Below are 23,223 nucleotides of genomic sequence, written 5' to 3'. Positions count from 1 at the left end.
CCGGGGCCGGGTGGTGCCCGGCCCCGGGCGGTCAGGAGGAGTGGAAGGGCAGTCCCGCGTCGGAGACCAGGTCGAGGTCGTCGGTGTCCTCGGCGGGCAGCAGGGTGGCACTGCCGTCACCGACCGGGACCACGCCCAGCTCCAGCAGCTCGGCCATGGCGGCGCTGCCCGCCATGTCGCGCACCTGGAGCTGGTAGCGGGCGGTGGTGCGGTAGGCGCCGCCGGCGTCGTCGCCGGTGCGCTGGAGGAAGCCGGAGTCGACGAGGAAGGCGACGGCCTTGGCGATGATGCCGGTGGTCGAACCGGCCAGCCGCCGGGCGTCCTTGGTGGCGCCGGTCGCGCTGCGCCGGGCGTACGTCCGCCAGGCGGCTTCGAGGCCGGGCGCGTCGGTGGCCGGGTCGGTGTTCTCGCCCTGCTCCTCGGCGCGCTCCTCCAGGCGGCGGCACGCCTGCCGGACGAAGGCGTCCACGCCGTTGACGGTGATGCGCCCGATGTAGCCGTCGTCGGCGAGGTCCTCGGGGCGGGGGAAGGCCATCGCGGCGACGGCGAGGTGGGCCAGGCCGTGCAGGAAGCGGTCGGCGGAGTCGGCGGACGCGCGGCGGGCGTAGTCGCCCATCCGTACGGCGAAGACCGAGTCCTCGTCGGCGGTGACGGCCATGCCGGCGCGCGGCGACACCTCCAGGACGACCAGGCCGAGCCCGGTGGCGACGGCGTCGGCCAGGCGGGCGAAGGCGGGTTCGTCGCGGTAGCGGCGGAGGAGTTCGCCGTACTCGGCGTCGCGGGCGGGCAGCAGCTTGGGCTGGAGCCCGAAGGAGACGAGCCGGGCGGCGTCCGCGGCGTCGGCGGGTGTCACGGGCGCGGGGCCCGCGGACTCGGCCGGGCCCGGGCCGGGCGCGGACCAGGCCGGCTGGTCCGCCGCGCCGGGCAGGTCCCCCTGCGCCGGGTCCTCGGCGCCGCCCTCGGCGCCGGTTCCGTACTCACTCACGCCCGTACCTCCATGCGAACTTCCTTCCGACGCCCTGCCGCCGGCGTCCTGTGCGCGCCCCGCCCGGCCGGCCTCACGCCGCCTCCGAGCGGTCCGCGGCCATGCCCGCCGCGTCCAGCAGGGCCTTGCCGACGATCAGGTCGGCGCCGCCGAACTCCGGGTCGTCGAGCACGGTGCCGTCGTCGACGGCGAAGAGCAGGTGCTGTTCGCCCTGGCGGTAGGCGGTGCCGACCGGCGGGCTCGCCGCGTGGACCGCCAGCAGGGCGACCAGATACGGCAGGTCGGGGTCGCTGCGGCGGGCCTCGGCGAGCAGGCCGGACAGCCGGCGCGGCGCGTCGGCGGGCAGGTCGAGCAGGGCCTGGGCGGCCTCCAGCTGCTCCTCGGAGAAGCGGCTGTCGTCCGGGGTGGCGATCAGGTCGGGCTCGGGCATCTCGGCGCCCAGGTGCTCGCGCTCGACGGGCGGCTGGAAGAGCAGGCCGACGAGGTCGCCGAGCCGTACGGAGGTGCCCGTACGGAAGCCCGTGCCGCGCGCGAAGAAGGCGTCGGTGACCCGGGTCGCCTGCTCCACGGGCAGCGGCAGCACCGGGGCGACCAGCTGGCCGTACAGGTCGAGGCCGGCGTGGCCGGCGGGCGGCGCGAACGCCTGGCGGTCCTGCTCGGCGCGGAAGAGCGGGCCGGCCTCCAGCAGCCGGGACTGGAGCTGGGTGTGCCGGCGGATGCAGTCCTTGACGATGTCCACCAGCTCGGCGGCGCGGCGCTTGTGCTCCTGGTCCTCGGCCTCGTCGCGGGCCTTGCGGATGTTGGTGAGGATCGCGTTCTCGTGGCGGTAGCGCTCGGCGACGTGGTCCAGCGCCTCGGCGATCATGTCGGGGACGGCGCGCAGCCAGTCCACCGCGCGGACGTTGCGGCGGGTGGCGTCGAGGGTGCGGCGCAGCGTCTCGGCGTACTGCACGGTGCGGTAGCGGGCCTGCTCGGCGGCGAGCTGGGCGTCCGCCAGCCGGCCGCGGCTGATGAGCACCTCCAGCTTGACCTCGGCGGCGATCTGGGCGCTCGTCACGTCCGTGTCCAGGGCGCCGACCAGGACGTTGACCGCTTCGTCGGTGGTGCGCAGATACACCCCGCCGCCGGGGCCGGGGACCTCTTCGATCAGCTTGAAGTCGTAGTCGCGGCGGACGTACTCGCCCTCGGGGCCGAAGGTGCCGTACACGGCGCGGAAGCCGCGGTCCACGCTGCCGACGTTGATCAGGTTCTCCAGCACCCAGCGGGCGACGCGCCCGTGCTCGGCGGCGGGGCGGTGCGGGGCCTGCGCGGCGATCCGCGGCAGCAGCCTGGCCACTATCTCTTCGTGGTCGGCGCCGGTGTCGAAGTCCATGTGCAGCGTGACCAGGTCGATGGCGGCGAGGGCCACCTCCGCCATCGCGTACACCCCGTACTCACCGGCGAGGTTGGCCTTGCGCGCGTCCAGGTCATGCAGCGGCGCCGTGCACGCGAGGGCGCGCAGCCGGCGGGCGAGGCCCTCGTCGGCGGCCGGGCCCGGCGCGGGCCGGGCGGCGCCTTCGGGCCGGGCCGGGCCGTTGAGCTGGGACGCAGCGGTCCCCGGGGCAGGAAAAGTCACGTCGCACAGCGTAGGCGCTCCCACTGACAACGGACGAAACGGCACGGGGCCCGCGTCAGTGGGTGGCCCCTCCGACGACCTTGATGTCCGCATTTGTACGGGCGGCGGTGGCGGCGATCACACGCAGCCCCTCGGCCGCCGCGCTCACCGGGAGTGAGGGCAGCGACCGGTCGGTGACCTGTCCGGGCGCGTACGGCACGTGCACGAAGCCGCCGCGCAGCGCGGGCCGCTCGGTGGCGATCAGGTGCATCAGGTCGTAGAAGACGTGGTTGCAGACGAAGGTGCCCGCGGTGTGCGAGACGGAGGCGGGCAGCCCCGCCTCGCGCACGGCGGCCACGCACGCCTTGACCGGCAGCGCGGCGAAGTACGCGGCGGGGCCGCCGGGGACGATGGCCTCGTCGATGGGCTGGGCGCCCGAGGTGTCCGGGATGCGGGCGTCGTCGAGGTTGACGGCGATCCGTTCCACGGTCAGGTCGGGCCGGCCGCCCGCCTGTCCGACGCACAGCACCAGGTCGGGGTCGTGTGCCGCGACGGCCTCGCGCAGCGCGGTGCGCGAGCGCCCGTAGACACAGGGCAGTTCGGCGGTGGCGAACTCCAGGCCGTCGGGCGGGGCCGCGGCGGCGGCGCGCACCGCTTCCCAGGAGGGGTTGGTGGGCTCGCCGTCGAAGGGTTCGAATCCGGTGAGCAGGACCCGCGTTGTCCGTGTCATGGGCATTTCCTGTGGTTCATGAGGTACGCGCCGGTGCGAAGGGTACGCGTCCGGCGGGTGCGGTACGAGTGGGCCGGAGGGCGGAGCCGGAGAGCGGGCCCGGAAGGCAGCCCCGGAAGAGGGGCTCAGAAGGCGAACAGGGCCATGACCACGATGTTGCAGCCGAGCAGGATGCCGGCGGTGGGGAGCTGGGCCTTGATCGGGCCGTACTGGTCCTTCAGTTCCAGCACCGCGGCCGGGACGATGTTGAAGTTGGCCGCCATCGGGGTCACCAGTGTGCCGCAGAACCCGGCGAGCATGCCGATGGCCAGGACGGCGGGCGCCTCGCCGTGGAAGTGCTCGATGAGCACCGGCCAGCCGACCGCCGCGGTCATCACGGGGAAGGCGGCGAACGCGTTGCCCATGATGACGGTGAACAGGGCCATGCCGACGCAGTAGACGATGACCGCGACGTACAGCGAGTCCTTCGGCAGGATCGAGGTGGTCAGCTTGCCGACCTCGGTGCCGACGCCGGAGACCTGGAAGATGGTGCCGAGGGTGGCGAGCATCTGCGGCAGCAGCATGGCCCAGCCCATCGTCTCCAGGATGGACCGCCCCGACTGTATGGGAACGGTAACCCGCTTCTCGCGCAGCAGGACCATGCCGACGACGAGCGCCACAACGGCACCGATGCCCAGGCCGAGGATGGTCTCGCTGCCCTCCTGGAGGACCGGTTCGCCGCCGATCGAGAGCTTCTTGACGAGGACCGCGCACAGCAGCGCGACGACCGGGATGGCCAGCGCGGGCACGAACAGCTTGTTGCCCAGCTTCAGGGCGCTCGCCTCGCGCTGTTCGGGCGTGGTGGTGCGCGGCGTGCCGCGGCCGGTGAACCCGAAGCCCGCCAGGACGACCATGGCGAGGACGGCCACGCCCAGCGGCTCGGGCGGGGCCTTCTCGGCCACCACCCAGCTGCTGTAGAAGAAGCCGGCGCCGAGCAGGCCCCAGAAGGCGGTGGTGCCGAAGCGCTTGGGGTTGCTGCGGTCGGTGAGCATCTGGGAGGCCATCACCAGGAAGCTCAGCCCGACGAGCCAGTAGAACCACTCTGCCTTGATCACTTGGCTGCTCCCTCGACGGCGACGGGCTCGATGTTGGCGGCGACCAGTTCGCGTTCCAGGTACCGGTCCAGGCGCAGCAGTCGCCAGCCGTGCACGGCCAGGGCGCACAGCGCGGTGGGGATGGCCCACAGCGCCAGGTGCAGCGGCTCCAGGTGGGTGTTGTACGTGGTGTTGACGAAGGTGGTGATCAGCAGGATGGAGCCGACCGCGAGGAAGACGTCCTCGCCGAAGAACAGCCCCACGTTGTCCGCGCTGGCGGAGAACGAGCGGACCTTCTCCCGGGACTTCTCGGTCAGCCGCCCGTGCTTGCGCTCGGCGGCGCCCTCGGCCATCGGCACGGCCAGCGGGCGCACCGTCTGCGCGTGCCCGAAGACCTGGGTCAGGCCGACGGCCGCGCCGATCTGCCGCATCGCCATGTAGAGGGCGAGGAAGCGGCCGGTGGTGAGCTTGCCGAAGCGGGCGATCAGCCGGCGGGCCTGCTCCTGGAGCCCGTAGCGCTCCAGCAGACCGATCACCGGCAGCGTGATCGCGAAGATCGTCACCGCCCGGCTGCTCGCGAAGCCGGTGCCGAAGGCCGCCAGGACCTCCCGCGGCGACAGGCCGCCGAGCAGACCGGTGACGATGCCCGCCACGCCCACGACCAGCAGGGCATTCCGTTTGGTGGCGAAGCCGACCACGACCACGAGCACGCCGAGAAGCACGATCATGGGTCCGCCTTCCGCATACGGGACCTCACGCGGACCGTGAGGAGGATGCGAGGAGGCTAGGTGATTGTTGAACGATCCGACAAGGGGTTGGCGGGAGCGAAATACCGGCGTCCCGAGCGCTCTAGCGCGCGGCGATGCGCTGGGCGTACGCCCCGGACAACTGCGCCCGCGAGTCCTCCAGGTAGGACTCCAGCAGCCGTTCCGCGTCGGCCGCGTCCCCGGCCTCCAGGGCTTCGAGGATCTGCCGGTTGCGGGTCAGGTACGGCGCGTGGAAGCGCCGCGGATCGTCCATCACGTGGAAGACCAGGCGCAGTTCCGCGAGCACGCCGCGCATCAGCTCGTCCGTCCGCGGGCTGCCCGCCAGGCCCGCCACCGCCTGGTGGAAGCGGAGGTTCGCGGTGCCCAGGTCGCGCCAGGCGCGCTCCGCGAAAGCGGTCTCGCCGGCCACCACGGCGGCCTCCATGGCGCCCACCGGGTACGGCGGCTCGCCCAGGCTGCGGACCGCGGCGCACTCCACGAGCGTACGGACGCGGTAGATGTCGTCCAGGTCGGCCACCGTCACGATGCGCACGAAAACGCCGCGGTTGAGCTGGTGCACCAGCAGACGTTCGTGCGTGAGCAGCCGGAACGCCTCGCGCAGGGTGTTGCGGGAGACGCCGAGGGCCCCGCCGATGCTCTCCTCGGACAGCCGCGCCCCGGGCGGGAAGTAGCCCTCGGTGATGCGGTCCCGGAGAATGTCGGCGACCCGTTCCGCGGTGCTGGAGCGCCCCAGCAGCACCCGGTCGCCCGCCAGCTCCGAGACCTCGGCGAGACCGTGCCGATCGCCCCGTGCCACTCCGCCCGCCATGATCGTCCCCGCTTTCGCCCCGTGCCCGACCTCGTGTGTGGTGAGCGGCAGTCAATCCCAGATGGCAGAACGAGACAACACACCCCTTGTCGGATCGTTGAACGATCGCCTACGTTGGCCCCATCACCGGTCGGCCCGAGTGCCCTCAGGGGGAGAGCCACTACGGATACGGGCCGACCGGCCCCCGCCATCAGTGACCCGCCGCCGGGCGCCCGCCCGCGCGGCCCCTCCCGGAACGGACGTACGACGTATATGAGCGACCCGGTGACCGCCCCCCTCGTCGACCTCAACGCCGACCTCGGGGAGGGCTTCGGACGCTGGGAACTCACCGACGACGAGGCCCTGCTGTCCGTCGTCACCAGCGCCAACGTGGCCTGCGGTTTCCACGCCGGGGACCCGAGCACCATGCGCCGGGTCTGCGAGCTGGCCGCCGAGCGCGGCGTGGTGATCGGCGCCCAGGTCTCCTACCGCGACCTCGCCGGCTTCGGGCGGCGCGCCATGGACGTGCCGCCGCGCGAGCTGGCCGACGAGATCGCGTACCAGATCGGCGCGTTGGAGGTCTTCGCGCGCGCCGCCGGGACCCGGGTCGGCTACGTCAAACCGCACGGCGCGCTCTACAACCGCTGCGTCCACGACGAGGCGCAGTCCGCCGCCGTCCTGGAGGGCGTACGCATCGCCGGCACCCCCCTGCCCATCCTCGGCCTGCCCGGCTCCCAGCTGCACGAGGCGGCCCGCCGCGTCGGGCTGCCCGTCGTCGGCGAGGCGTTCGCCGACCGCGCCTACACCCCTGAGGGCACACTGGTCCCGCGTCGCGAGCCGGGGGCCGTGCTGCACGACCCCGACGCGGTCGTCAAGCGCGCGCTGGGCATGGCGACGGAGGGCACGGTGACCGCGATCGACGGCAGCACCGTACGGATCGACGCGCGCTCGCTGTGCCTGCACGGTGACACCCCCGGCGCCGCGGACCTCGCCCGGCGGGTGCGCGACGAGCTGACGGCGGCCGGCGTGCGGATCGGCAGCTTCGCGTGAGCACCGGCCACGGCGCCGGCCGGACCCGGCTGCCGCTGCGCCCCCTGCCGGTCGGCGCCCACGGGCTGCTCGTCGAACTGGACGACGCGGCGGCCGTCGAGGCGTTCCACGCCGAGCTGCTGCGCCGGGCCGCAGCGGGCACCCTCCCCGCGGTCCGCGAGATCGTCCCGGCCGCGCGCACCGTCCTGCTCGACGGCCTGGCGGACCCGGGGCGGCTGGCCGCCGAACTGCCCGGCTGGGACATCCGCCCGGTCACCGCCGACGACCGCCCGGCCGTCGAGATCCCGGTGCGCTACGACGGCCCGGACCTCGCCGATGTGGCGGCCCTGTGGGGCACCACCCCCGAGGACGTGGTGCGCATCCACTCCGGTACGGAATTCCACGTCGCCTTCTGCGGGTTCGCGCCCGGCTTCGGCTATCTGACGGGGCTGCCCGAACGCCATCACGTGCCGCGCCGGGCCACGCCGCGCACCAAGGTCCCGGTCGGCTCGGTCGCCCTGGCCGGCCCGTACACCGGCGTCTACCCGCGCTCCTCCCCCGGCGGCTGGCAGCTCATCGGCACCAGCGACGTCGAGCTGTGGGATCCGGACCGCGAACCGGCGGCCCTGTTCTCCCCCGGCACCCGTGTTCGCTTCATACCGGTTACGGATGCACCGTCCCTGGAGGCCCGATGACCGACCGTGCCTTCTGCGTCGTCCGCGCCGGAGCCCTGACCACCGTCCAGGACCTGGGCCGCGCCGGACACGCCCACCTCGGTGTGCCGCGCGCGGGCGCCCTGGACGAGCCGGCCCACCGGCTGGCCAACCGCCTCGTGGGCAACCCGGCCGTAGCCGCCACCCTGGAGACGACCCTGACCGGCTGTGCCGTACGGGTCCGCACGGCCACCGTCGCCGCGGTGACCGGCGCGCCGTGCCCGGTCACGGTGAACGGCCGCCCCGCCCCCTGGGGCGCGCCGGTGCGCGTCCCGGCAGGCGCGGTGCTGGACGCCGGTCCCGCCACCGCCGGGCTCCGCTCGTACCTCGCCTTCGCCGGCGGTGTCGCGGCGGAGCCGGTGCTCGGCAGCCGCGCCGCCGACCTGCTGTCCGGGCTCGGGCCCGCGCCGCTGTCCGACGGCGGGGTGCTGCCGCTCGGCGACCCGTACGGTCCGCCCGCGCGGGCGGACGCCGTCGTGCGCGCGGGTCTGCCGATCGCCGAACTGGTGCTGCCGTGCGTCCTGGGGCCGCGCGACGACTGGTTCACCGAGGCGGGGCTGCGCACGCTGGCCATCGGGCGTTTCCGGGTGTCCTCGGCGAGCAACCGCATCGGGCTGCGCACGGAGGGACCGCCGCTGGAACGGCGCAAGGAAGGGGAACTGCCCAGCGAGGGCATGCCGCTGGGGGCGCTCCAGGTGCCACCGAACGGTCTGCCGGTGCTGTTCCTCAACGACCATCCGACGACCGGCGGTTACCCGGTCGTCGGGGTGGTGCCGGAGCGGTTCCTGGCGGCGGCGGCCCAGGCGGTGCCGGGGACACCGGTCCGCTTCGTGCCCCGGCCGTCACGCTTCTCCGGCCGCGCCTGACCCGGGCGGCCCGGGCGCCGCGTCAGGACCGCCCGGGCCCGGTCCGGGCACCCCGTACCCGCCGCCCCCCGGCGTCCGGATCACCAGGACGTCCCCCGCGCCCAGCTCCGCCACGTCGCACCCCTGGAGCGCTTCTTCCGTGCCGTCCGCCCGCCGCACCAGGTTGGCGCCGGTCGCGCCCGGTCCGCCGCCCGCCATGCCGTACGGCGGCACCCGCCGGTGCCCGGTGAGCAGCGCCACCGTCACCGGTTCCAGGAAGCGCAGCCGGCGTTCGGCGCCCCGGCCGCCGCGCCAGCGCCCGCGCCCGCCGCTGTCCTCCCGTACCGCGAAGCTCTCGACCCGTACGGGGTAGCGCCACTCCAGCACTTCGGGATCGGTCAGCCGCGAGTTGGTCATGTGGGTCTGCACGGCGTCCGCGCCGTCGAAGCCGTCGCCCGCGCCCGAGCCGCTGGCGACGGTCTCGTAGTACTGCACCCGGTCGTTGCCGAAGGTGAGGTTGTTCATCGTGCCCGACCCTTCCGCCTGCACGCCGAGCGCGGCGTAGAGCGCGCCGGTGACCGCCTGCGAGGTCTCCACGTTGCCCGCGACGGTGGCCGCGGGGAACTCCGGCGCCAGCATCGAGCCCGGCGGAATGCGGACCTCCAGCGGCTTCAGGCAGCCGCTGTTGAGCGGGATGTCCTCGGCGACGAGCGTGCGGAAGACGTAGAGCACCGCGGCCATCACCACCGAGCTGGGCGCGTTCGCGTTGCCGGGCAGCTGCGGCGAGGTCCCGGTGAAGTCGAGCACCGCGGCGCGGGCCGCGCGGTCCACCGTGAGCGCGACCTGGATCACCGCGCCGCCGTCGGTCTCGTAGCGGTACGCACCGTCCTCCAGGCGCGCGATGATCCGGCGTACCGATTCCTCGGCGTTGTCCTGCACGTGTCCCATGTAGGCGCGCACCACGTCCAGCCCGAACTGGGCGATCATCTTGCGCAGCTCGCGGATGCCCTTCTCGTTGGCGGCGATCTGGGCGCGCAGGTCGGCGATGTTGGCGTCCGGGGCCCGCGAGGGGTGGGGCCCGGCGGCGAGCAGGGCGCGCGTCTCCTCCTCGCGCAGCCTCCCGTCCCGTACCAGCAGCCAGTTGTCGAAGAGGACGCCCTCCTCCTGGATGGTGCGGCTGAAGGCGGGCATCGAGCCCGGGGTGATGCCGCCGATCTCGGCGTGGTGGCCGCGCGAGGCGACCAGGAACAGCAGCTCCCGGCCGGCGTCGTCGAAGACGGGGGTGACGACGGTGACGTCCGGCAGGTGCGTACCGCCGTGGTACGGGTCGTTGACCGCGTACACGTCCCCCGGCCGCATGTCCCCCGCGCCGCGCCGCCGCTTGAGCACCTCCTTGATGGACTCCCCCATCGACCCGAGGTGCACGGGGATGTGCGGGGCGTTGGCGATGAGGTTGCCCTCGTGGTCGAAGAGGGCGCAGGAGAAGTCCAGCCGCTCCTTGATGTTGACGGAGTGGGCGGTGTTCTCCAGGCGCACGCCCATCTGCTCGGCGATGGCCATGAAGAGGCTGTTGAAGACCTCCAGCATGACCGGGTCGGCGTCGGTGCCGACCGCGGCGCCGCCCGCGCGCGGCCGGGCCCGGGTCAGCAGCAGATGGCCGCGCTCCCCGGCGCGGGCCTGCCAGCCCGGGTCGAGGACGGTCGTCGCGTCCTCCTCGGCGATGATCGCCGGTCCGGTGAGCGTGTCGCCGGGCCGCAGGTCGTCGCGGGCGTACAGCCCGGTGTCCTGCCAGCGTCCCTGCGCGAACATCCGCACCCGCGCGACCGGCGCCAGTTCCCCCGTCCGCTCCCCCGTCGGCACCTCGTGCCCGGCCGTGCCGCCCGCCGCGCCGGCCGCCTCGACCGAGACCGCCTCGGCGATCAGCGGCTTGTCCATCGTGAAGGCGTAGCGCGCGCGGTGCGCGTTCACGAACTCCGCGGCCATCGCCCGCGGCGTGTCCAGCGCCACGGCGAGGGCGGAGTCCGTACCGGCGTAGCGCAGCATCACGCGGGCCCGGGTGCTGATGCTCTCCCCCGGCACGCCGTCGGCGAGCAGTTCGCGGCGGGTCCGCTCGGCGAGCCGGTCGCACACGCCGTGCACCTCGGGCACGGCCGCCGCGTCCGACTCCGGGTCGATCTCCACCTCGACGGCCTGCTCGCGCATGGCCGTCGCGTCGGCGACCCCGATGCCGTACGCGGACAGCACACCGGCCAGCGGCGGCACCACGACCGTGTCGATGCCCAGCGCGTCGGCGACCGCGCAGGCGTGCTGGCCACCCGCGCCGCCGAAGCTGGTCAGCGCGTAGCGGGTGACGTCGTAGCCGCGCTGCACGGAGATCTTCTTGACCGCGTTGGCCATGTTCAGCACGGCGATGTCCAGGAACCCGGCCGCCACCTCCTCGGGGCCGCGCCGGTCGCCGGTGGCCTCGGCCGCCTCCTCGGCCAGCCGCGCGAAACGCTCCCGTACCGTCGCGGCGTCCAGCGGCTGGTCGCCGTCCGGGCCGAACACCGCGGGGAAATGCGCCGGCTGGACGCGGCCCAGCATCACGTTGGCGTCCGTGACGGTCAGCGGCCCGCCGCGCCGGTAGCAGGCGGGGCCGGGCACCGCGCCGGCCGAGTCCGGGCCCACCCGGTAGCGCCGCCCGTCGAAGTGCAGCACCGAGCCGCCGCCCGCCGCGACGGTGTGGATGTTCATCATCGGCGCCCGCATCCGCACGCCCGCGACCTCATTGCCGAAGATCCGCTCGAAGGAGCCCGCGTAGTGCGACACGTCGGTGGAGGTGCCGCCCATGTCGAAGCCGATCACCCGGTCGTACCCGCCGTCCGCCGCGGCGGAGGTCCGGGCCATGCCGACCACGCCGCCCGCCGGTCCGGAGAGCACCGCGTCCTTGCCGCGGAAGTGCGCGGCCTCCCGCAGCCCGCCGTTGGACTGCATGAACATCAGCCGTACGCCCGGGAGCCGGCGCGCCACCTCGGACACGTAGCGGCCGAGGATCGGCGACAGGTAGGCGTCCACGACCGTGGTGTCGCCGCGCGGCACCAGCTTCATCAGCGGGCTGACCTCGTGGGAGCAGCTGACCTGCGCGAAGCCCGCCTCCCTCGCCAGGGCGGCCACCGCCTTCTCGTGGTCCGCGTGGCGGTAGCCGTGCAGCAGCACCACCGCCGCACTGCGCAGCCCGTCCGCGTACGCCCGGGCCAGCGCCGCCCGCACCGGTTCCGGGTCCAGCGGCCGGACCACCGCGCCCCGCGCGTCCACCCGTTCGGGGACCTCGATGACCCGCTCGTAGAGCGCCTCGGGCAGCACGATGCGCCGGTCGAAGATGCGCGGCCGGTTCTGGTAGGCGATGCGCAGCGCGTCCCGGAAGCCCTCGGTGGTGACGAGCACGGTCGGCTCGCCCGTGCGCTCCAGCAGGGCGTTGGTCGCCACGGTCGTGCCCATCTTGACCACGGCGATCCGCTCGGCGGGAACCGGGGCGCCGGGCGCCAGGCCGAGCAGCATCCGGATGCCGGCCACGGCGGCGTCCTCATCGTCGCCCGGACGGTGCGAGAGGAGTTTGCCGGTGACCAGTCTCCCGTCGGGCCGCCGGCCCACCACATCCGTGAACGTGCCGCCCCGGTCGATCCAGAACTCCCAGCGTCCCGTCATACCGCCATTGTGACAGCGGACTTGGCGGACCCGGCGTTTTCCGCCCGGCGGCCGCGCCCGGCCGCGGCGCCCGGTGCGGCCGGGCGGGCCGCCCGGGACCCGCCCGGCGGTCCGGCGCAATTCACTTCATCGCCTTTACGCCCCCTTGACCATCCGCGGAAACGTCACTTCAGCGGTACGCCCATCACTCCATACTAATTCCGCAATTACCGCCCTGACCTGCGGCGTTTCCTCGAAAGAGTGCAGCTGCCCGGAATCCTTTTACTAGCTCTTGGTTTCCTGGCACCGTCGATTGCACGACACCCCAGGGGCTCGCGACGGGCGAGCCCGGGAGGCGGGAGAAGCATGCAGTACGGCAGCGCCTTGCGCGAGGCGGTCCGGTCGCCTCGTACGACACCGCTCATCGGCATCTACGACATGTATTCGGCTTCCATCGCGGCACAGCACTACGACGGAATGTTCGTCTCCGGGTTCGGCTTCGCCGCATCCCATTACGGGCTGCCCGACATCGGGTTCATCGCCTGGCCCGACATGGTGCACTTCGTGGAACGGCTGCGCCTGGCCTTCCCGGCCCACCACCTCCTCGTGGACATCGACGACGGCTACGTGGACCCCGAGGTCGCCTGCCACGTCGTCCAGCGTCTGGAGCGCTGCGGCGCCTCCGGCGTGATCCTGGAGGACCAGAAGAGACCGCGCCGCTGCGGCCACGCGGACGGCAAGCTGATCCTGCCGCTGGAGGAGTACCTGGACAAACTCGACCTCGTCCTGCGGAGCCGCAAGGACCTCGTCGTGGTGGCACGCACGGACGCCACGGAAGAGGCGGAGATCGTCCGGCGGGCGGCGGCGCTCGCCGAGACCGACGCGGACGTGGTCCTGGTGGACGGGGTGCGCAGCGTGGAGTGGATCGAGCGGATCCGGTCCGTGGTGGGCGGCAAACCCCTGCTGTTCAACCAGATCGCGGGCGGCAAGTCGCCCCGGCTGTCGCTCACCGAGCTGACCGAACTCGGCGTGGACGTGGCGATCTACAGCACACCGTGCCTGTTCGCCGCACACGGTGCCGTCGAAGGCGCGCTGGTCGACCTGAAGGCGGCCGACGGGCGCCTGCCCGACACCGGCCGGACCGGCAGCGTCGAACTGAAGGCGGCCACCGAGCTGTTGGAACGGAACATCAGCCGACGGCGTACCCACCGCGAACCGGCTCCCGTCTGAGACGAGGTTCCCGCATGGCACCGAACCCCTCCGGGGGCGGCGCCCGACGGTTCCGGGACCGCGTTCTGCGGTCCCGGGCCGTGCGCCCCTCCACCGTGTCCGTCGCCGTGGCGGTGGTGATGGGGGTGCTGTGGGGCGGCGGCGCCGCCCAGGCCGACTCACAGCACCCGCCGCCCGCCCCCGAACCGCCGTGCACCTCGGAAGACGACGACGAGGAGCCGCCGGCGCCCCGCTCCGGAACGACCTTCGGCCTGCTGGTGGTCGACAACTCCTCGGCGGACTCCTGGCTGGAGGTCGACCGGACGCTCAACACCCTGCTCGCCGGGAAGGGCACGGCGGGCAGCGACCACGACGGTGGCGGCGGCGCCATCGACGTACGGACCGGGGACGCGAACGGTCCGGGCGCCGACCCGGCGCGCGTCGGGCACCCGCCCTGGCAGACCGGTGACGATGAGTGAGGCGGCGCGGGGCGCCCGGCCGGGGTGGGCGGACCGGCTGCGGCGGGCGGTCGACCCGTACGTCGCCGCGCTCCTCGGTACGGTCCTGCTCGCCACCCTGCTGCCCGCGACCGGGCGGGGCGCCGAAGCCGCCGGCACCGCCGCCGACCTCGCCATCGGGCTGCTGTTCTTCCTCTACGGGGCCCGGCTGTCCACCCGCGAGGCGGTGCGCGGGCTGCGGCAGTGGCGGCTCCACCTGCTGACCGGGGCGAGCACCTTCGCCCTGTTCCCGCTGCTCGGCCTGGCGGCCGGCGGCCTGGTCCCGTTCCTGCTGACCGACCGGCTGTACACGGGACTGCTCTTCCTGTGCGTCGTCCCCTCCACCGTCCAGTCCTCGATCGCCCTGACCTCCACGGCCCGGGGCAACGTCCCGGCCGCCATCTGCGCCGGCACGTACTCCAGCCTGTTCGGCATGGCCGCCACCCCGCTGCTCGCGGCCTGGCTGATCGGCTCGGCCCTCAGCTTCTCGACGGCCGGGCTGGTGGCCATCGCCACCCAGCTCCTGCTGCCGTTCCTCGCCGGGCAGTGCCTGCGCCGCTGGATCGGCGGCTTCCTCACCCGGCGCGGGAAACAGCTCGGCCTCCTGGACCGCGGCTCCATCCTGCTCGTCGTCTACACGGCCTTCAGCCAGGGCATGGCGCAGGGCATCTGGCACCAGATCACCCCCGTCCGCCTCCTCGTCCTGCTGTCCGTGACGGCGGTCCTGCTGGGCACGGCCCTCGTCACCACCGCGTTCGCCGCCCGCCGGCTGGGGTTCTGCCACGAGGACCGCATCACCATCGTCTTCTGCGGCTCGAACAAGAGCCTCGCCACCGGCCTGCCCATGGCGGCGGTGCTGTTCGGGGGCGCGGCCGGCCTGGTCATCCTGCCGCTGATGCTCTACCACCAGCTCCAGCTGATGGTCTGCGCGGTCATCGCCGGACGCTGGGCCCGCCGGCCGGAGGCACCGGTCGCGCCGGAACCGGCACCGCGCCGCACGGTCCGCCCGGTCGATACGGGCGAGTCACTGGGCTGACGGGGGAAGCGGCGGGGGGACGTCCCGCCGCGCGCTCAGCGCTTGTCGACGGCGAGGCGGCCGTTGAGAATCACCATGCCGAGGTCGCGAAGGCTGCCGATGTCCGCAGTGGGATCGGTGTTCAGCACGAGCAGGTCGGCGCGCTTGCCGGGGGCCACCGTGCCGAGGTCGGGACGGACACACTGCCGCGACGCGCCGCTGGTGCCTGCGGCCAGCACCTGGGTGGGCGTCATCCCGGCCGCCACCATGAGTTCGGCCTCGTCCAGGGTGTTGGCTCCGAACAGGCCCCGACCGCTGAAGGTGTCGCTGCCCAGTGCGATGTGCACGCCGGCCTCGGCGACCTTCTTGAGATTGCCACGGGCGTCCGGGTGGGCATCGTCGATCCAGAGCGTGGGCGTGTAGGTGATGTCATGTTCGAGCATCAGGTCGATGAGCGAGTGGTCGGTGAGGGGCTCGACGGTGACACCGTGCTCCAGACCGTCCGCCCCGGCCTCGATCGCCTCGCGCGCCGCGGCCTGCTGAGTGGTGTGGACGGTGACCCGAAGGCCCCGCTCGTGCCCGGTCTCGATACCTGCCCGAAGGAGATCGAGGGGAAGCCGTTCCAACGCGACACCATCCGGAAAGGCAGGATTCCGCCAGCGGTACTTCGGCCCGCCGGAGTGTGCGCACGCACCCTCCGACAGGAGTTTGATCGCGTCCACCTTGCGGTCGGCGAGATGGTGCACCAGGTCGCGGATCTGCTGCACGCCGTCGACCTCTCCCGTGAAGCGCTCGCGCGCCCAGGGGTTGCCGCTGAAGACCGTGGCGGCGGGATGCCCGTCGCGTCCGGTGACACCGCAACCGGTCGCCAGCAGTCGCGGGCCCCGCAGCGTGCCCGCGGCGATTCTCGCCCGCGTGTCCAGGATTCCGTCCGTCGGATCGCCCACCGACTTGATGGTGGTGACCCCGTGGTCGAGGAACAGCCCGAGCCTTCCGGGAAGCTCGTTCTCCTCGAAGGCCCGCATCGAATCCGGACCGGAGACCGCGCGCACGTCGTAGAAGTGGATATGAGTGTCGATCAGGCCCGGCATGACCCATCCTCCGGCCGCCTCCACCTCCTGCCTGCCGCTGAGCGGCTCGGCCGAGACGGAAGCGATCTCTCCGCCGTTGATGGCGATGTCGTACAGACCGGCGAGCGCCTGACGGCCGTCGAAGACGTGTGCGCGACTGATCACGAGGTCGTAGGTCGCGGGGCCGCGAGCTTCGGTGTTCGCAAGTGCTTCGGATTCCTGGGGCATCGCTCTCACTCCTGGTGCGTTCTGCGTAGGCGTTCGGGCCGCGGTGTACGCGGACGGATCATGCGGCCGCTGACATCGGGGGTCAGGAGGGCCCGGAGTGCCCAGGCCGGAAAAACTGCAACCAAGACAGTTACAGTCAAGTCGTGCGCCATGACGCAGAGCGTCAGCATTTGATCAGCGATTCCTCGGCTCGCTGCCGGAGGCCAGTATCCGATGCAGCAGGCCGGCGATCGTCGTCCTGCCGAGCTGTTCCTCCAGGGCTCGTTCCGCGCTCTGGAACTCGACGTCGAGCAGGTCGCCGATGGTGCGTCCGATCTCGCACGCCCCGCTGGGCGGATGCGTATGCCGCGAGAAGATCCGCCCCTCCTCGACGGCCGCGTACGCGTCATAGAGCGTGATGTCCCGCGGGGCGCGGGCGAGGGACCAGCCGCCCGCTCGCCCCTCCATGGACCACACCAGGCCAGCGTCCCGCAAGCGGCCGAGGATGCGCCGTACGAGGACCGGATTGCTGTCAAGGCTTTCCGCGATCTCGGCGGAAGTCAGCGAGCCCCCACGCCGGTGCGCCAGCATCGCCAGCGCGTGAATCGCGACCGCGCTCCTGCTGCTGAGCCCCGCCATCGCTTGCTCCTGACGCCGCCGATTAACTGGAACCAGGCTAGTTGCAGTTGAATCGATGGGCAACCGCCAGGGTGCGGAGCCCACCCGGCTCCGGGGGCACGAAGTTCGCGAGCCGTACGATGCACAGCCCGTATACCGGGTCTCGTCAGGTACGGAGCGCGCGGAGGTGCCCGGTCGCGCGGTCACGCCGCCACCACCGTCCGGCCGGCGAGCACGTCCTCGTAATGGCCCAGCAGCTCGTCACCGACCACTTCCCAGGTACGGTGCTCGACCGCCCTGCGGCCGGCCGCGCCCAGCCGTACGCGCGCCGCCGGGGCCCCGGCCAGCAGCCGCACCGCGTCGCGCACCGCCTCCCCGTCCCCCGGCGGCACCAGCAGCCCCGTACGGCCGTGCTCCACGAGGTCCAGCGGGCCGCCCGCGGCGGGGGCCACGACGGGCACCCCGGCCGCCATCGCCTCCTGGACGGTCTGGCAGAACGTGTCGTGGCGGCCGGTGTGCACGAACACGTCCAGCGAGGCCATGATGCGGGCCAGCTCGTCGCCGGTGCGGCGCCCGAGGAAGCGCACACCGGGCAGCGCGGCGCGCAGGCCGGGGGCGCTCGGCCCCTCCCCGATCACCACGGTCCGTACGCCGGGCAGCCGCGAGGCCGGGGCCAGCAGCCGCACCTCCTTCTCCGGTGCCAGCCGCCCGACGTACCCGACCAGCAGGTCCCGGCCCGCGGCGAGCGAGCTGCGCAGCACCTCGTCGCGCCGGGCGGGGTGGAACCGTGCGGAGTCCACACCGCGCGGCCACAGCCGCAGCCGGGGCACGCCGTGCGCGGCGAGGTCGTCCAGGGCGGAGCTGGACGGTGCCAGGGTGCGGTCGGCGGCGGCGTGCACCGCCCGCAGGCGCCGCCAGGCCGCGGCGCCGCCGGTGCCCAGGTAGGCGCGGGCGTAGCGGGCCAGATCGGTCTGGTAAACGGCGACGGTGGGCACGCCGCGCCGGGCGGCGGCCGTCATGCCGCGCGCGCCGAGGACGACCGGACCGGCCAGGTGCACGACGTCCGGGCGGTGTCCGTCCAGCGCGGCGGCCAGCCGGCGGCCCGGCAGCGCCACCCGGACCTGCGGGTAGCCCGGCAGCGGTACGGAGGGCACGCGGACCACCGGGCAGGGGCCGGCCGGTCCGCCGCCCGGCGTCCCGTCGGCGCCCAGCGGGGCGACGACGAGCAGGTCGTGGCCGCGCCGCACCAGGTGCCGGGCGGTTTCCAGGGCACAGTGGGCGACCCCGTTGACGTCGGGCGGGAAGGACTCGGTCACGATGACAACACGCATGGACCCGTTGTCGGCCCGCCGGGCGTGGCCCCGGCCACGGGGATCTGTCCTTCCGGGGAACGTCCCGTGAGCGTTGGCGCCCGGGCCGGGGCGGCGGCCGGAACGATCCCCGGGCGGCCCCTCGTCAGACCGCCGGCGCGTCCGGCCCGAACCGGGCCCGTACCGCCGTCTGCACCTCGGCCTCCTCGGCCGGATCGGCGGCCAGCCGGCGCAGCTGCTCCACGACCCGGTCGTCGCCGGTCGCCGCGTACCGGGCGGCCAGCTCCCTGGTCGTCTCCTCGCAGTCCCACAGGCACTCGACGGCGAAGCCCGCCGGGAAGCCGGGGTCGGTGACGGCCAGCGCCGCCGCGGCGCGGCCTCTGAGGTGGGACGAGGAGGTCTCGCGGTAGATGTGGCGCAATACGGGCGCCGCGCAGGCCACGCCCAGCCGGCCCACCCCGTCGACCAGCTCCCACAGCCCGTCCGCGTCCGGGCCCTCGGTGCGCACCGTACGGCGCAGCGCGGCCAGGACCAGGCCGGCGTCGCCGCGCCCGCCGCGGCGGGCCAGCATCGTGGCGCCGGCCGCGCCGAGGCGGTCCGGGCGCGGGGCCCACCGGCGGGCCCGCTCGACGGCGGCCACGGCGCACATCCGCTCGAAGGCGGCGATCGCGGCCTCGGCGAGCGGCTTGCCGGAAAGGGGGTCGGCGGCCGCGGTCTCGATGAGGTCGAGGGCCTCGGGATCGCCGCGTTCGGCGAGGTGGCGCAGGGCGGCGGCGCGGGCGGCGTCCGGTCCGGTGCGCGCGGCGCGCAGCAGCTCGGGGCGGTCATCGGGGCCCGCGACGGCCGCCAGACAGCGCGCGGCCGGCACCTGCCGCCACTCTTCCGGGTGCAGTTCCAGGCCCTGCTGGGCCCAGTCCAGGATCTCGGTGACGCTCCAGCCGGGGCGCGGTCCGCTCGGCCGCAGCTGGCGCTGCCAGCGGTCGAAGCAGCCCTGCTCCTGGGCGGCGCGGATACGGGCGCCGTAGCGCGGGTCCTCGGCCCACAGCCGCCACGGGCGGGGCTCGAAGGCGTCCCGGACGGCGGCGGCCAGCTCGGCGTCGCCCTCGGGAGTGCGGGGGAAGCGGGCCAGGATCGCGGGGGCGAGGGTGGCCAGGCCCGCGTCGTCGTCGCGCAGTGCCAGCTCGTCCAGGGCCCAGCGCCAGTTCGTCCCGGCCGCGGCGTAGCTGCGCAGGAGCAGCAGGGCGGCGTCCCTGCCGTACGCGGCGAGGTGGCCGAGCACGGAGAGGGCGAGGCCCGTGCGCTCCTCACCGGGGTCGGTGAGGTCGTCGGGGTGGAACAGATGCCGTTCGACCTCTTCGAGTCCGCCGTCGAGCTGCATGTACAGGCGTGCGTAGTACAGGGAGCGGTTCTCGACCTGCCAGTCGCGGCGGGGGTCGCGCAGCACGCTGTCGTTCAGTGCCGCGAGCGCCTCGGCCCGCGGCGCCGCGAGGGCATGCAGGGTCCCGTCGCCGCGGCCTCGCTGAAGGAGGCCGAGCAGGGTGCCACTGGGCGCTATGTCTGGATCGAACATGAGGTCAGCATCCGGTGCGGGGGACAGGCTGGCAACGGGATTTCCGCTGACCGGCATTCTTGCCGGTGACCACGGGTCGTATGCGTCGTTCCCACCATGGATCGGTGAGGACCGAGCGCGCTACGGCGGCGGCAGCCTAGCCTGGAACCTCGCGTTCCGCCGATTCGGCCGGACTATGCCCCAGGAGGCCGGGGGCATATGCCGAGCGCACCACCGTATCGGGTAATGCCAAATCCCTTACGGGCGGTCGCAGCCTGTGCAACAGTCGTTACCGGCCCTTCCGTCAGACCTGGCCCCGGTGCCGCCTGATATCGGAGTACGTATGCCGTCCCATCTCTTCGCGGACCGATCAGCCGCCCAGCCCCCCGAGCGCGACGCGGTCGAAGCGCTGATCACACAAGCCCGCCGGCTGCGCGGCGGTCTGGACGCCGTGCGCCGGGAGACCTCCGCGGTCGGCGAGGAGCATGCGGACCCGCAGCTGCGCTGGCAGCGGGCGCTGTGCGACCTGGCCGTCCACCATCTCGACGACCTCGGCGGACACCTGGACCAGCTCCGGGAGGGCCTGCCCGCCGACCCCGACACCGCCCCGGAGGAGGAGCTGCTGCCCGCGGCCCCGCCGGAGCCCGCGGACCACCCGCGCGGCTCGCTGCTCAGCCGGGTCGGCAGCGCGGAGTGGAACCTGCTCACCGACGAGGTGAGCTGGTCGGAGGAGCTGTTCGGGATCTTCGGCCGGGACCCGGCCGAGGGCCCGCTGACCCTGGACGAGCTGCCGTCCCTGGTCTTCGCCGAGGACCAGCAGCTGCTGACCACGATGGTCACCGACTGCCTCGTCGACGGCCGGCCGATCGACGGCGAATTCCGCATCGTACGCGCCGACCAGAGCGTCCGTACGGTGCACATGGTGGGCGAGCCGGTGCTCGACGCCGACGGAAGCACCGCATGCATGTGGGCCGTGCTGCGGGACGTCAGCGAGCTGCGTCGCAGCCAGCGGGCGGTGCGCGAGACCCGTGACTCGCTGCAGCGCCAACGGCACCGGGCGCAGACCGAGCACCGGCTTGCGGTCGAGCTGCAGGAAGCCGTGCTGCCGCCGTGGCGCGGCTCCCTGCGGTTCCCGCAGGGCGGCCCCGTCGCACTCGACCTGGCCGCCCGTTACCTCCCTTCCGGCACCAGCGCCCTGATCGGCGGCGACTGGTACGACGCGCTGCAACTCCCGGACGGCCGGACGCTGTTGAGCGTCGGCGACCTCACCGGCCACGGCGCCACCGCCACCTCCGGCATGGCCATGGTGCTCGGCGCGCTGCGCGGTATGGCGGTGTCCGGCCAGGAGCCGGGCCCGCTGATGGGCTATCTGAACCAGCTGCTCGACAGCTCCGCGCAGCCCGCCCTGGGCAGCGCGGTGTGCTGCCGCTTCGACCCGGCCACCCGCCAACTGGTCTGGGCGCAGGCCGGGCACCCCGCCCCGCTGCTGTTCCGCGGCGGCACGGGAAGCCCGCTGAACCCTCCGGAGGGCGTGCTGCTCGGCGCCACCACCGGCGCCCACTACACCCAGCGGCGCGAGCAGCTGGCGCCCGGGGACCTGCTGGTGCTGCACACCGACGGCCTGGTGCCGCGCCGTTCGCACGGCCCGCTGTCCGCCCACGAGGGTGCCGAGCGCCTCCTGTCGCTGGCACCGCGGTTCGCCGCGGCCCGTGACGCGCAGGACTGCGTCCGCGTCGTCGCCGAGGAGTTCGGCGGTGCCGAGCGCGAGGACGACGCGTGTGTGCTGATCGCCAGGGTGAGCGGCTGACGGAGCAGCGGCACCGTACGGGGTACGGCGCGCCCGTCAGAACCCTGGGCATGGACAAGGGACACGGGCGAGGGGATGCGTACGAGTACGTCGGCGGTGCGTTCCGTTCACGTACTCGGGGTCCGCGTGCACGGGCTCCGCGGGGTCCGGGCGGCCCGTGGACGTCCCGCCGTCAGATCCGCAGGCTCTTGCCCACCGGACCCAGCCCCGGCCCCAGACCCTGGCCCTTGGCCTTCGGCATCACCCGCTGGATCTCCTCCCGCAGGTCCTGGATCTTGGCGTAGTTCGCGTACTGGTTGGTGAGCCGGTACATCTCGCGCAGCCGGTCCCAGGTGCGGTGGGAGGAGTTCTCCTTGATGGAGACCAGCGCCAGCCGGGCGTACCGGTCGGCCTGTTCGGGATCGTCGCCGATGAAGCAGGCCGAGGCCATCGAGAGGTAGTCGAAGATCGTCGACCGCTGCCGGCCGGCGTCCCGCAGCCGCAGCGCCTGCTTGGCGTGCACCTGCGCGATCTTCGCCGTCTTCGGGTCGTGCTCGGCGAGCGTACGGAACGCCAGCGCCTGCATGCCGTGCAGGTCCGCCTCGTCGAACATCTGCATCCAGCTCGGCGGCGGCACGTCGCCCCGGTCGGAGACGAACAGCTCCTCCGCCTCGCCCAGGGTGCGGCGCATGGCCTGGCCCTGCCCCTTGGCCGCCTGGGCCCACGCCTCGATCGTGTAGAGCATCGCGCGGGTGCGCGGCAGGGTCTCGCCGCCGGAGCCGGACTTGGCCAGTTTCATCAGGTCCAGGGCGTCGTCCGGGCGGCCCAGGTGCACCATCTGGCGGGCCGCCCGGGAGAGCGCCTCCCCCGCGCGCGGCCGATCGCCGCCCTCCCGTGCCGCGTGGGCCGCGATCACGAAGTACTTCTGGGCGGTGGGCTCCAGGCCCACGTCGTGGGACATCCAGCCCGCCAGGACGGCGAGGTTGGCCGCCACCCCCCACAGCCTGCGCTGGAGGTGCTCCGGCTGGCGGTAGGCGAGCATGCCGCCCACCTCGTTGAGCTGGCCCACCACGGCCTTGCGCTGCAGCCCGCCGCCGCGGGCCGCGTCCCAGGCGCGGAAGACCTCGACCGAGCGCTCCAGCGCGTCGATCTCCTGCGACCCGACGGGGGCCGCCTCGTAGCGGTCGAAACCGATCTGGTCGATGGTGTTGTCGGCAAACGGGTCGTCGAATCGGGGGGCGTCGGCTGCCAGCGCCGGATCGGTGTGCAGCCAGTCGTGCATGGCGCTGCTGAGTGCGGAACCCGCGGCGAGCGCCGCGCCCGCGCCCACCAAGCCGCGTCGGTTGAGCATGAGGTCCATTCCCGTGAATTCCGTGAGGACCGCCGCCGTCCGCTCGGGCGGCCACGGGAGGCCGTCCGTGGCCTGCTTCTTCCCCGCGCGCCCGGAACGACCGAACCCGAGGTCCTCGATGGTTACGACACGGCCGAGACGCTCGGTGAACAGGGCGGCCAGCACCTTGGGCACCGGATCCCGGGGGGTCTCCCCCGTGTCGATCCAGCGCCGCACCCGCGAGGTGTCGGTCGCCAGCTGCGGATGCCCCATGGCGGCCGCCTGCCGGTTGACCAGTCTCGCCAGCTCTCCCTTGGACCAGCCGGCCAGGCCGAATAGGTCCGCGAGACGGGTGTTCGGCTCCCTGTCCACGTCAAGCCCCCAGGTTCCTCGACTGACTTGACAGTAACGGCCCGTCCCGGACGCTTGCGAGCATTCGCCAGGGT

The 23,223-nt window shown here is 73.6% G+C and carries 19 protein-coding genes; 7 read left to right on the top strand and 12 right to left on the bottom strand.

The genetic code is table 11. The features are described from left to right. Positions 1–31 precede the first annotated feature (31 nt). From ACH4FX_RS13675 to ACH4FX_RS13650, 6 genes are all read right to left on the bottom strand, one after another. Positions 32–928 carry a hypothetical protein gene (locus ACH4FX_RS13675; RefSeq protein WP_398478426.1) on the bottom strand — a complete coding sequence of 299 codons (897 nt, stop codon included), beginning with the start codon at positions 926–928 and terminating at the stop codon, positions 32–34. Between the two features lie 130 nt (positions 929–1,058). Next, the gene (locus tag ACH4FX_RS13670; protein WP_398478360.1) at positions 1,059–2,600 is read right to left on the bottom strand and encodes a hypothetical protein; all 1,542 of its coding nucleotides are present in this window, start codon (positions 2,598–2,600) and stop codon (positions 1,059–1,061) included. Positions 2,601–2,655: 55 nt separating this feature from the next. Continuing rightward, positions 2,656–3,309 carry a pyroglutamyl-peptidase I gene (gene pcp, locus ACH4FX_RS13665; protein ID WP_398478359.1) on the bottom strand — a complete coding sequence of 218 codons (654 nt, stop codon included), beginning with the start codon at positions 3,307–3,309 and terminating at the stop codon, positions 2,656–2,658. Positions 3,310–3,434: 125 nt separating this feature from the next. Then, positions 3,435–4,403, bottom strand: a complete 969-nt coding sequence (locus ACH4FX_RS13660) for a DUF979 domain-containing protein (protein ID WP_398478357.1) — start codon at positions 4,401–4,403, stop codon at positions 3,435–3,437. After that, a complete protein-coding gene (locus ACH4FX_RS13655; protein WP_398478355.1) occupies positions 4,400–5,110 on the bottom strand; it encodes a DUF969 domain-containing protein in 711 nt (236 codons plus the stop codon). The genes ACH4FX_RS13660 and ACH4FX_RS13655 overlap by 4 nt, the downstream gene beginning before the upstream one ends. 121 nt (positions 5,111–5,231) lie before the next feature. Then, positions 5,232–5,957, bottom strand: a complete 726-nt coding sequence (locus tag ACH4FX_RS13650; protein WP_398478353.1) for a GntR family transcriptional regulator — start codon at positions 5,955–5,957, stop codon at positions 5,232–5,234. A gap of 252 nt (positions 5,958–6,209) precedes the next feature. Here ACH4FX_RS13650 and ACH4FX_RS13645 point away from each other — a divergent pair, with 252 nt between their 5' ends. Genes ACH4FX_RS13645 through ACH4FX_RS13635 form a run of 3 tightly spaced genes read left to right on the top strand, consistent with a single transcriptional unit; the run spans position 6,210 to position 8,544 of the window. After that, a complete protein-coding gene (locus ACH4FX_RS13645; protein WP_398478351.1) occupies positions 6,210–6,986 on the top strand; it encodes a LamB/YcsF family protein in 777 nt (258 codons plus the stop codon). Then, the gene (pxpB, locus tag ACH4FX_RS13640) at positions 6,983–7,660 is read left to right on the top strand and encodes a 5-oxoprolinase subunit PxpB (RefSeq protein WP_398478349.1); all 678 of its coding nucleotides are present in this window, start codon (positions 6,983–6,985) and stop codon (positions 7,658–7,660) included. The genes ACH4FX_RS13645 and pxpB overlap by 4 nt, the downstream gene beginning before the upstream one ends. After that, on the top strand, positions 7,657–8,544 hold the full coding sequence (locus ACH4FX_RS13635) for a biotin-dependent carboxyltransferase family protein (protein ID WP_398478347.1): 888 nt from the start codon (positions 7,657–7,659) through the stop codon (positions 8,542–8,544). The genes pxpB and ACH4FX_RS13635 overlap by 4 nt, the downstream gene beginning before the upstream one ends. Here ACH4FX_RS13635 and ACH4FX_RS13630 read toward each other — a convergent pair. Continuing rightward, complete coding sequence (locus ACH4FX_RS13630; RefSeq protein ID WP_398478345.1) at positions 8,521–12,207, bottom strand: hydantoinase B/oxoprolinase family protein; 3,687 nt, start codon at positions 12,205–12,207, stop codon at positions 8,521–8,523. The genes ACH4FX_RS13635 and ACH4FX_RS13630 overlap by 24 nt on opposite strands. A gap of 345 nt (positions 12,208–12,552) precedes the next feature. Between ACH4FX_RS13630 and ACH4FX_RS13625 the strand changes: the two genes are divergently transcribed. The 3 genes from ACH4FX_RS13625 to ACH4FX_RS13615 are packed head-to-tail and all read left to right on the top strand — an operon-like array spanning position 12,553 to position 14,928. Beyond that, positions 12,553–13,416 (top strand): oxaloacetate decarboxylase, encoded by an 864-nt coding sequence (locus ACH4FX_RS13625; protein WP_398478343.1) that lies wholly within the window; start codon positions 12,553–12,555, stop codon positions 13,414–13,416. A gap of 14 nt (positions 13,417–13,430) precedes the next feature. Continuing rightward, positions 13,431–13,874: a hypothetical protein gene (locus tag ACH4FX_RS13620; protein WP_398478341.1), complete on the top strand. Its 444-nt coding sequence runs from the start codon at positions 13,431–13,433 to the stop codon at positions 13,872–13,874. Next, entirely contained in the window at positions 13,867–14,928 is a 1,062-nt protein-coding gene (locus ACH4FX_RS13615) for a bile acid:sodium symporter family protein (protein WP_398478339.1), read from the top strand. Before ACH4FX_RS13620 ends, ACH4FX_RS13615 begins: the two co-directional genes overlap by 8 nt. Before the next feature lie 35 nt (positions 14,929–14,963). Here the strand turns inward: ACH4FX_RS13615 and ACH4FX_RS13610 are convergent, their stop codons facing one another. The 4 genes from ACH4FX_RS13610 to ACH4FX_RS13595 form a co-directional block, all read right to left on the bottom strand. Continuing rightward, positions 14,964–16,205: an amidohydrolase family protein gene (locus ACH4FX_RS13610; RefSeq protein ID WP_398478337.1), complete on the bottom strand. Its 1,242-nt coding sequence runs from the start codon at positions 16,203–16,205 to the stop codon at positions 14,964–14,966. 174 nt (positions 16,206–16,379) lie between these two features. Next, positions 16,380–16,823, bottom strand: a complete 444-nt coding sequence (locus ACH4FX_RS13605) for an Rrf2 family transcriptional regulator (RefSeq protein WP_398478335.1) — start codon at positions 16,821–16,823, stop codon at positions 16,380–16,382. 182 nt (positions 16,824–17,005) lie between these two features. Further along, on the bottom strand, positions 17,006–18,133 hold the full coding sequence (locus ACH4FX_RS13600) for a glycosyltransferase family 4 protein (RefSeq protein WP_398478333.1): 1,128 nt from the start codon (positions 18,131–18,133) through the stop codon (positions 17,006–17,008). Positions 18,134–18,257: 124 nt separating this feature from the next. Continuing rightward, entirely contained in the window at positions 18,258–19,682 is a 1,425-nt protein-coding gene (locus ACH4FX_RS13595) for a HEAT repeat domain-containing protein (protein WP_398478331.1), read from the bottom strand. A 322-nt stretch (positions 19,683–20,004) separates the two neighbouring features. Here ACH4FX_RS13595 and ACH4FX_RS13590 point away from each other — a divergent pair, with 322 nt between their 5' ends. Continuing rightward, positions 20,005–21,468, top strand: coding sequence for a PP2C family protein-serine/threonine phosphatase (locus tag ACH4FX_RS13590; RefSeq protein ID WP_398478329.1), 1,464 nt, complete (start codon positions 20,005–20,007; stop codon positions 21,466–21,468). A gap of 172 nt (positions 21,469–21,640) precedes the next feature. Here ACH4FX_RS13590 and ACH4FX_RS13585 read toward each other — a convergent pair whose 3' ends face one another. After that, a complete protein-coding gene (locus ACH4FX_RS13585) occupies positions 21,641–23,149 on the bottom strand; it encodes a hypothetical protein (protein ID WP_398478327.1) in 1,509 nt (502 codons plus the stop codon). Positions 23,150–23,223: the final 74 nt, after the last annotated feature.

It is taken from the genome of Streptomyces sp. NPDC018019, assembly GCF_044327805.1.
Taxonomy (GTDB): Bacteria; Actinomycetota; Actinomycetes; order Streptomycetales; family Streptomycetaceae; genus Streptomyces.
Note: the sequence above shows the minus strand (reverse complement) of the source record. Positions and strands in the feature narration are given on the sequence as shown.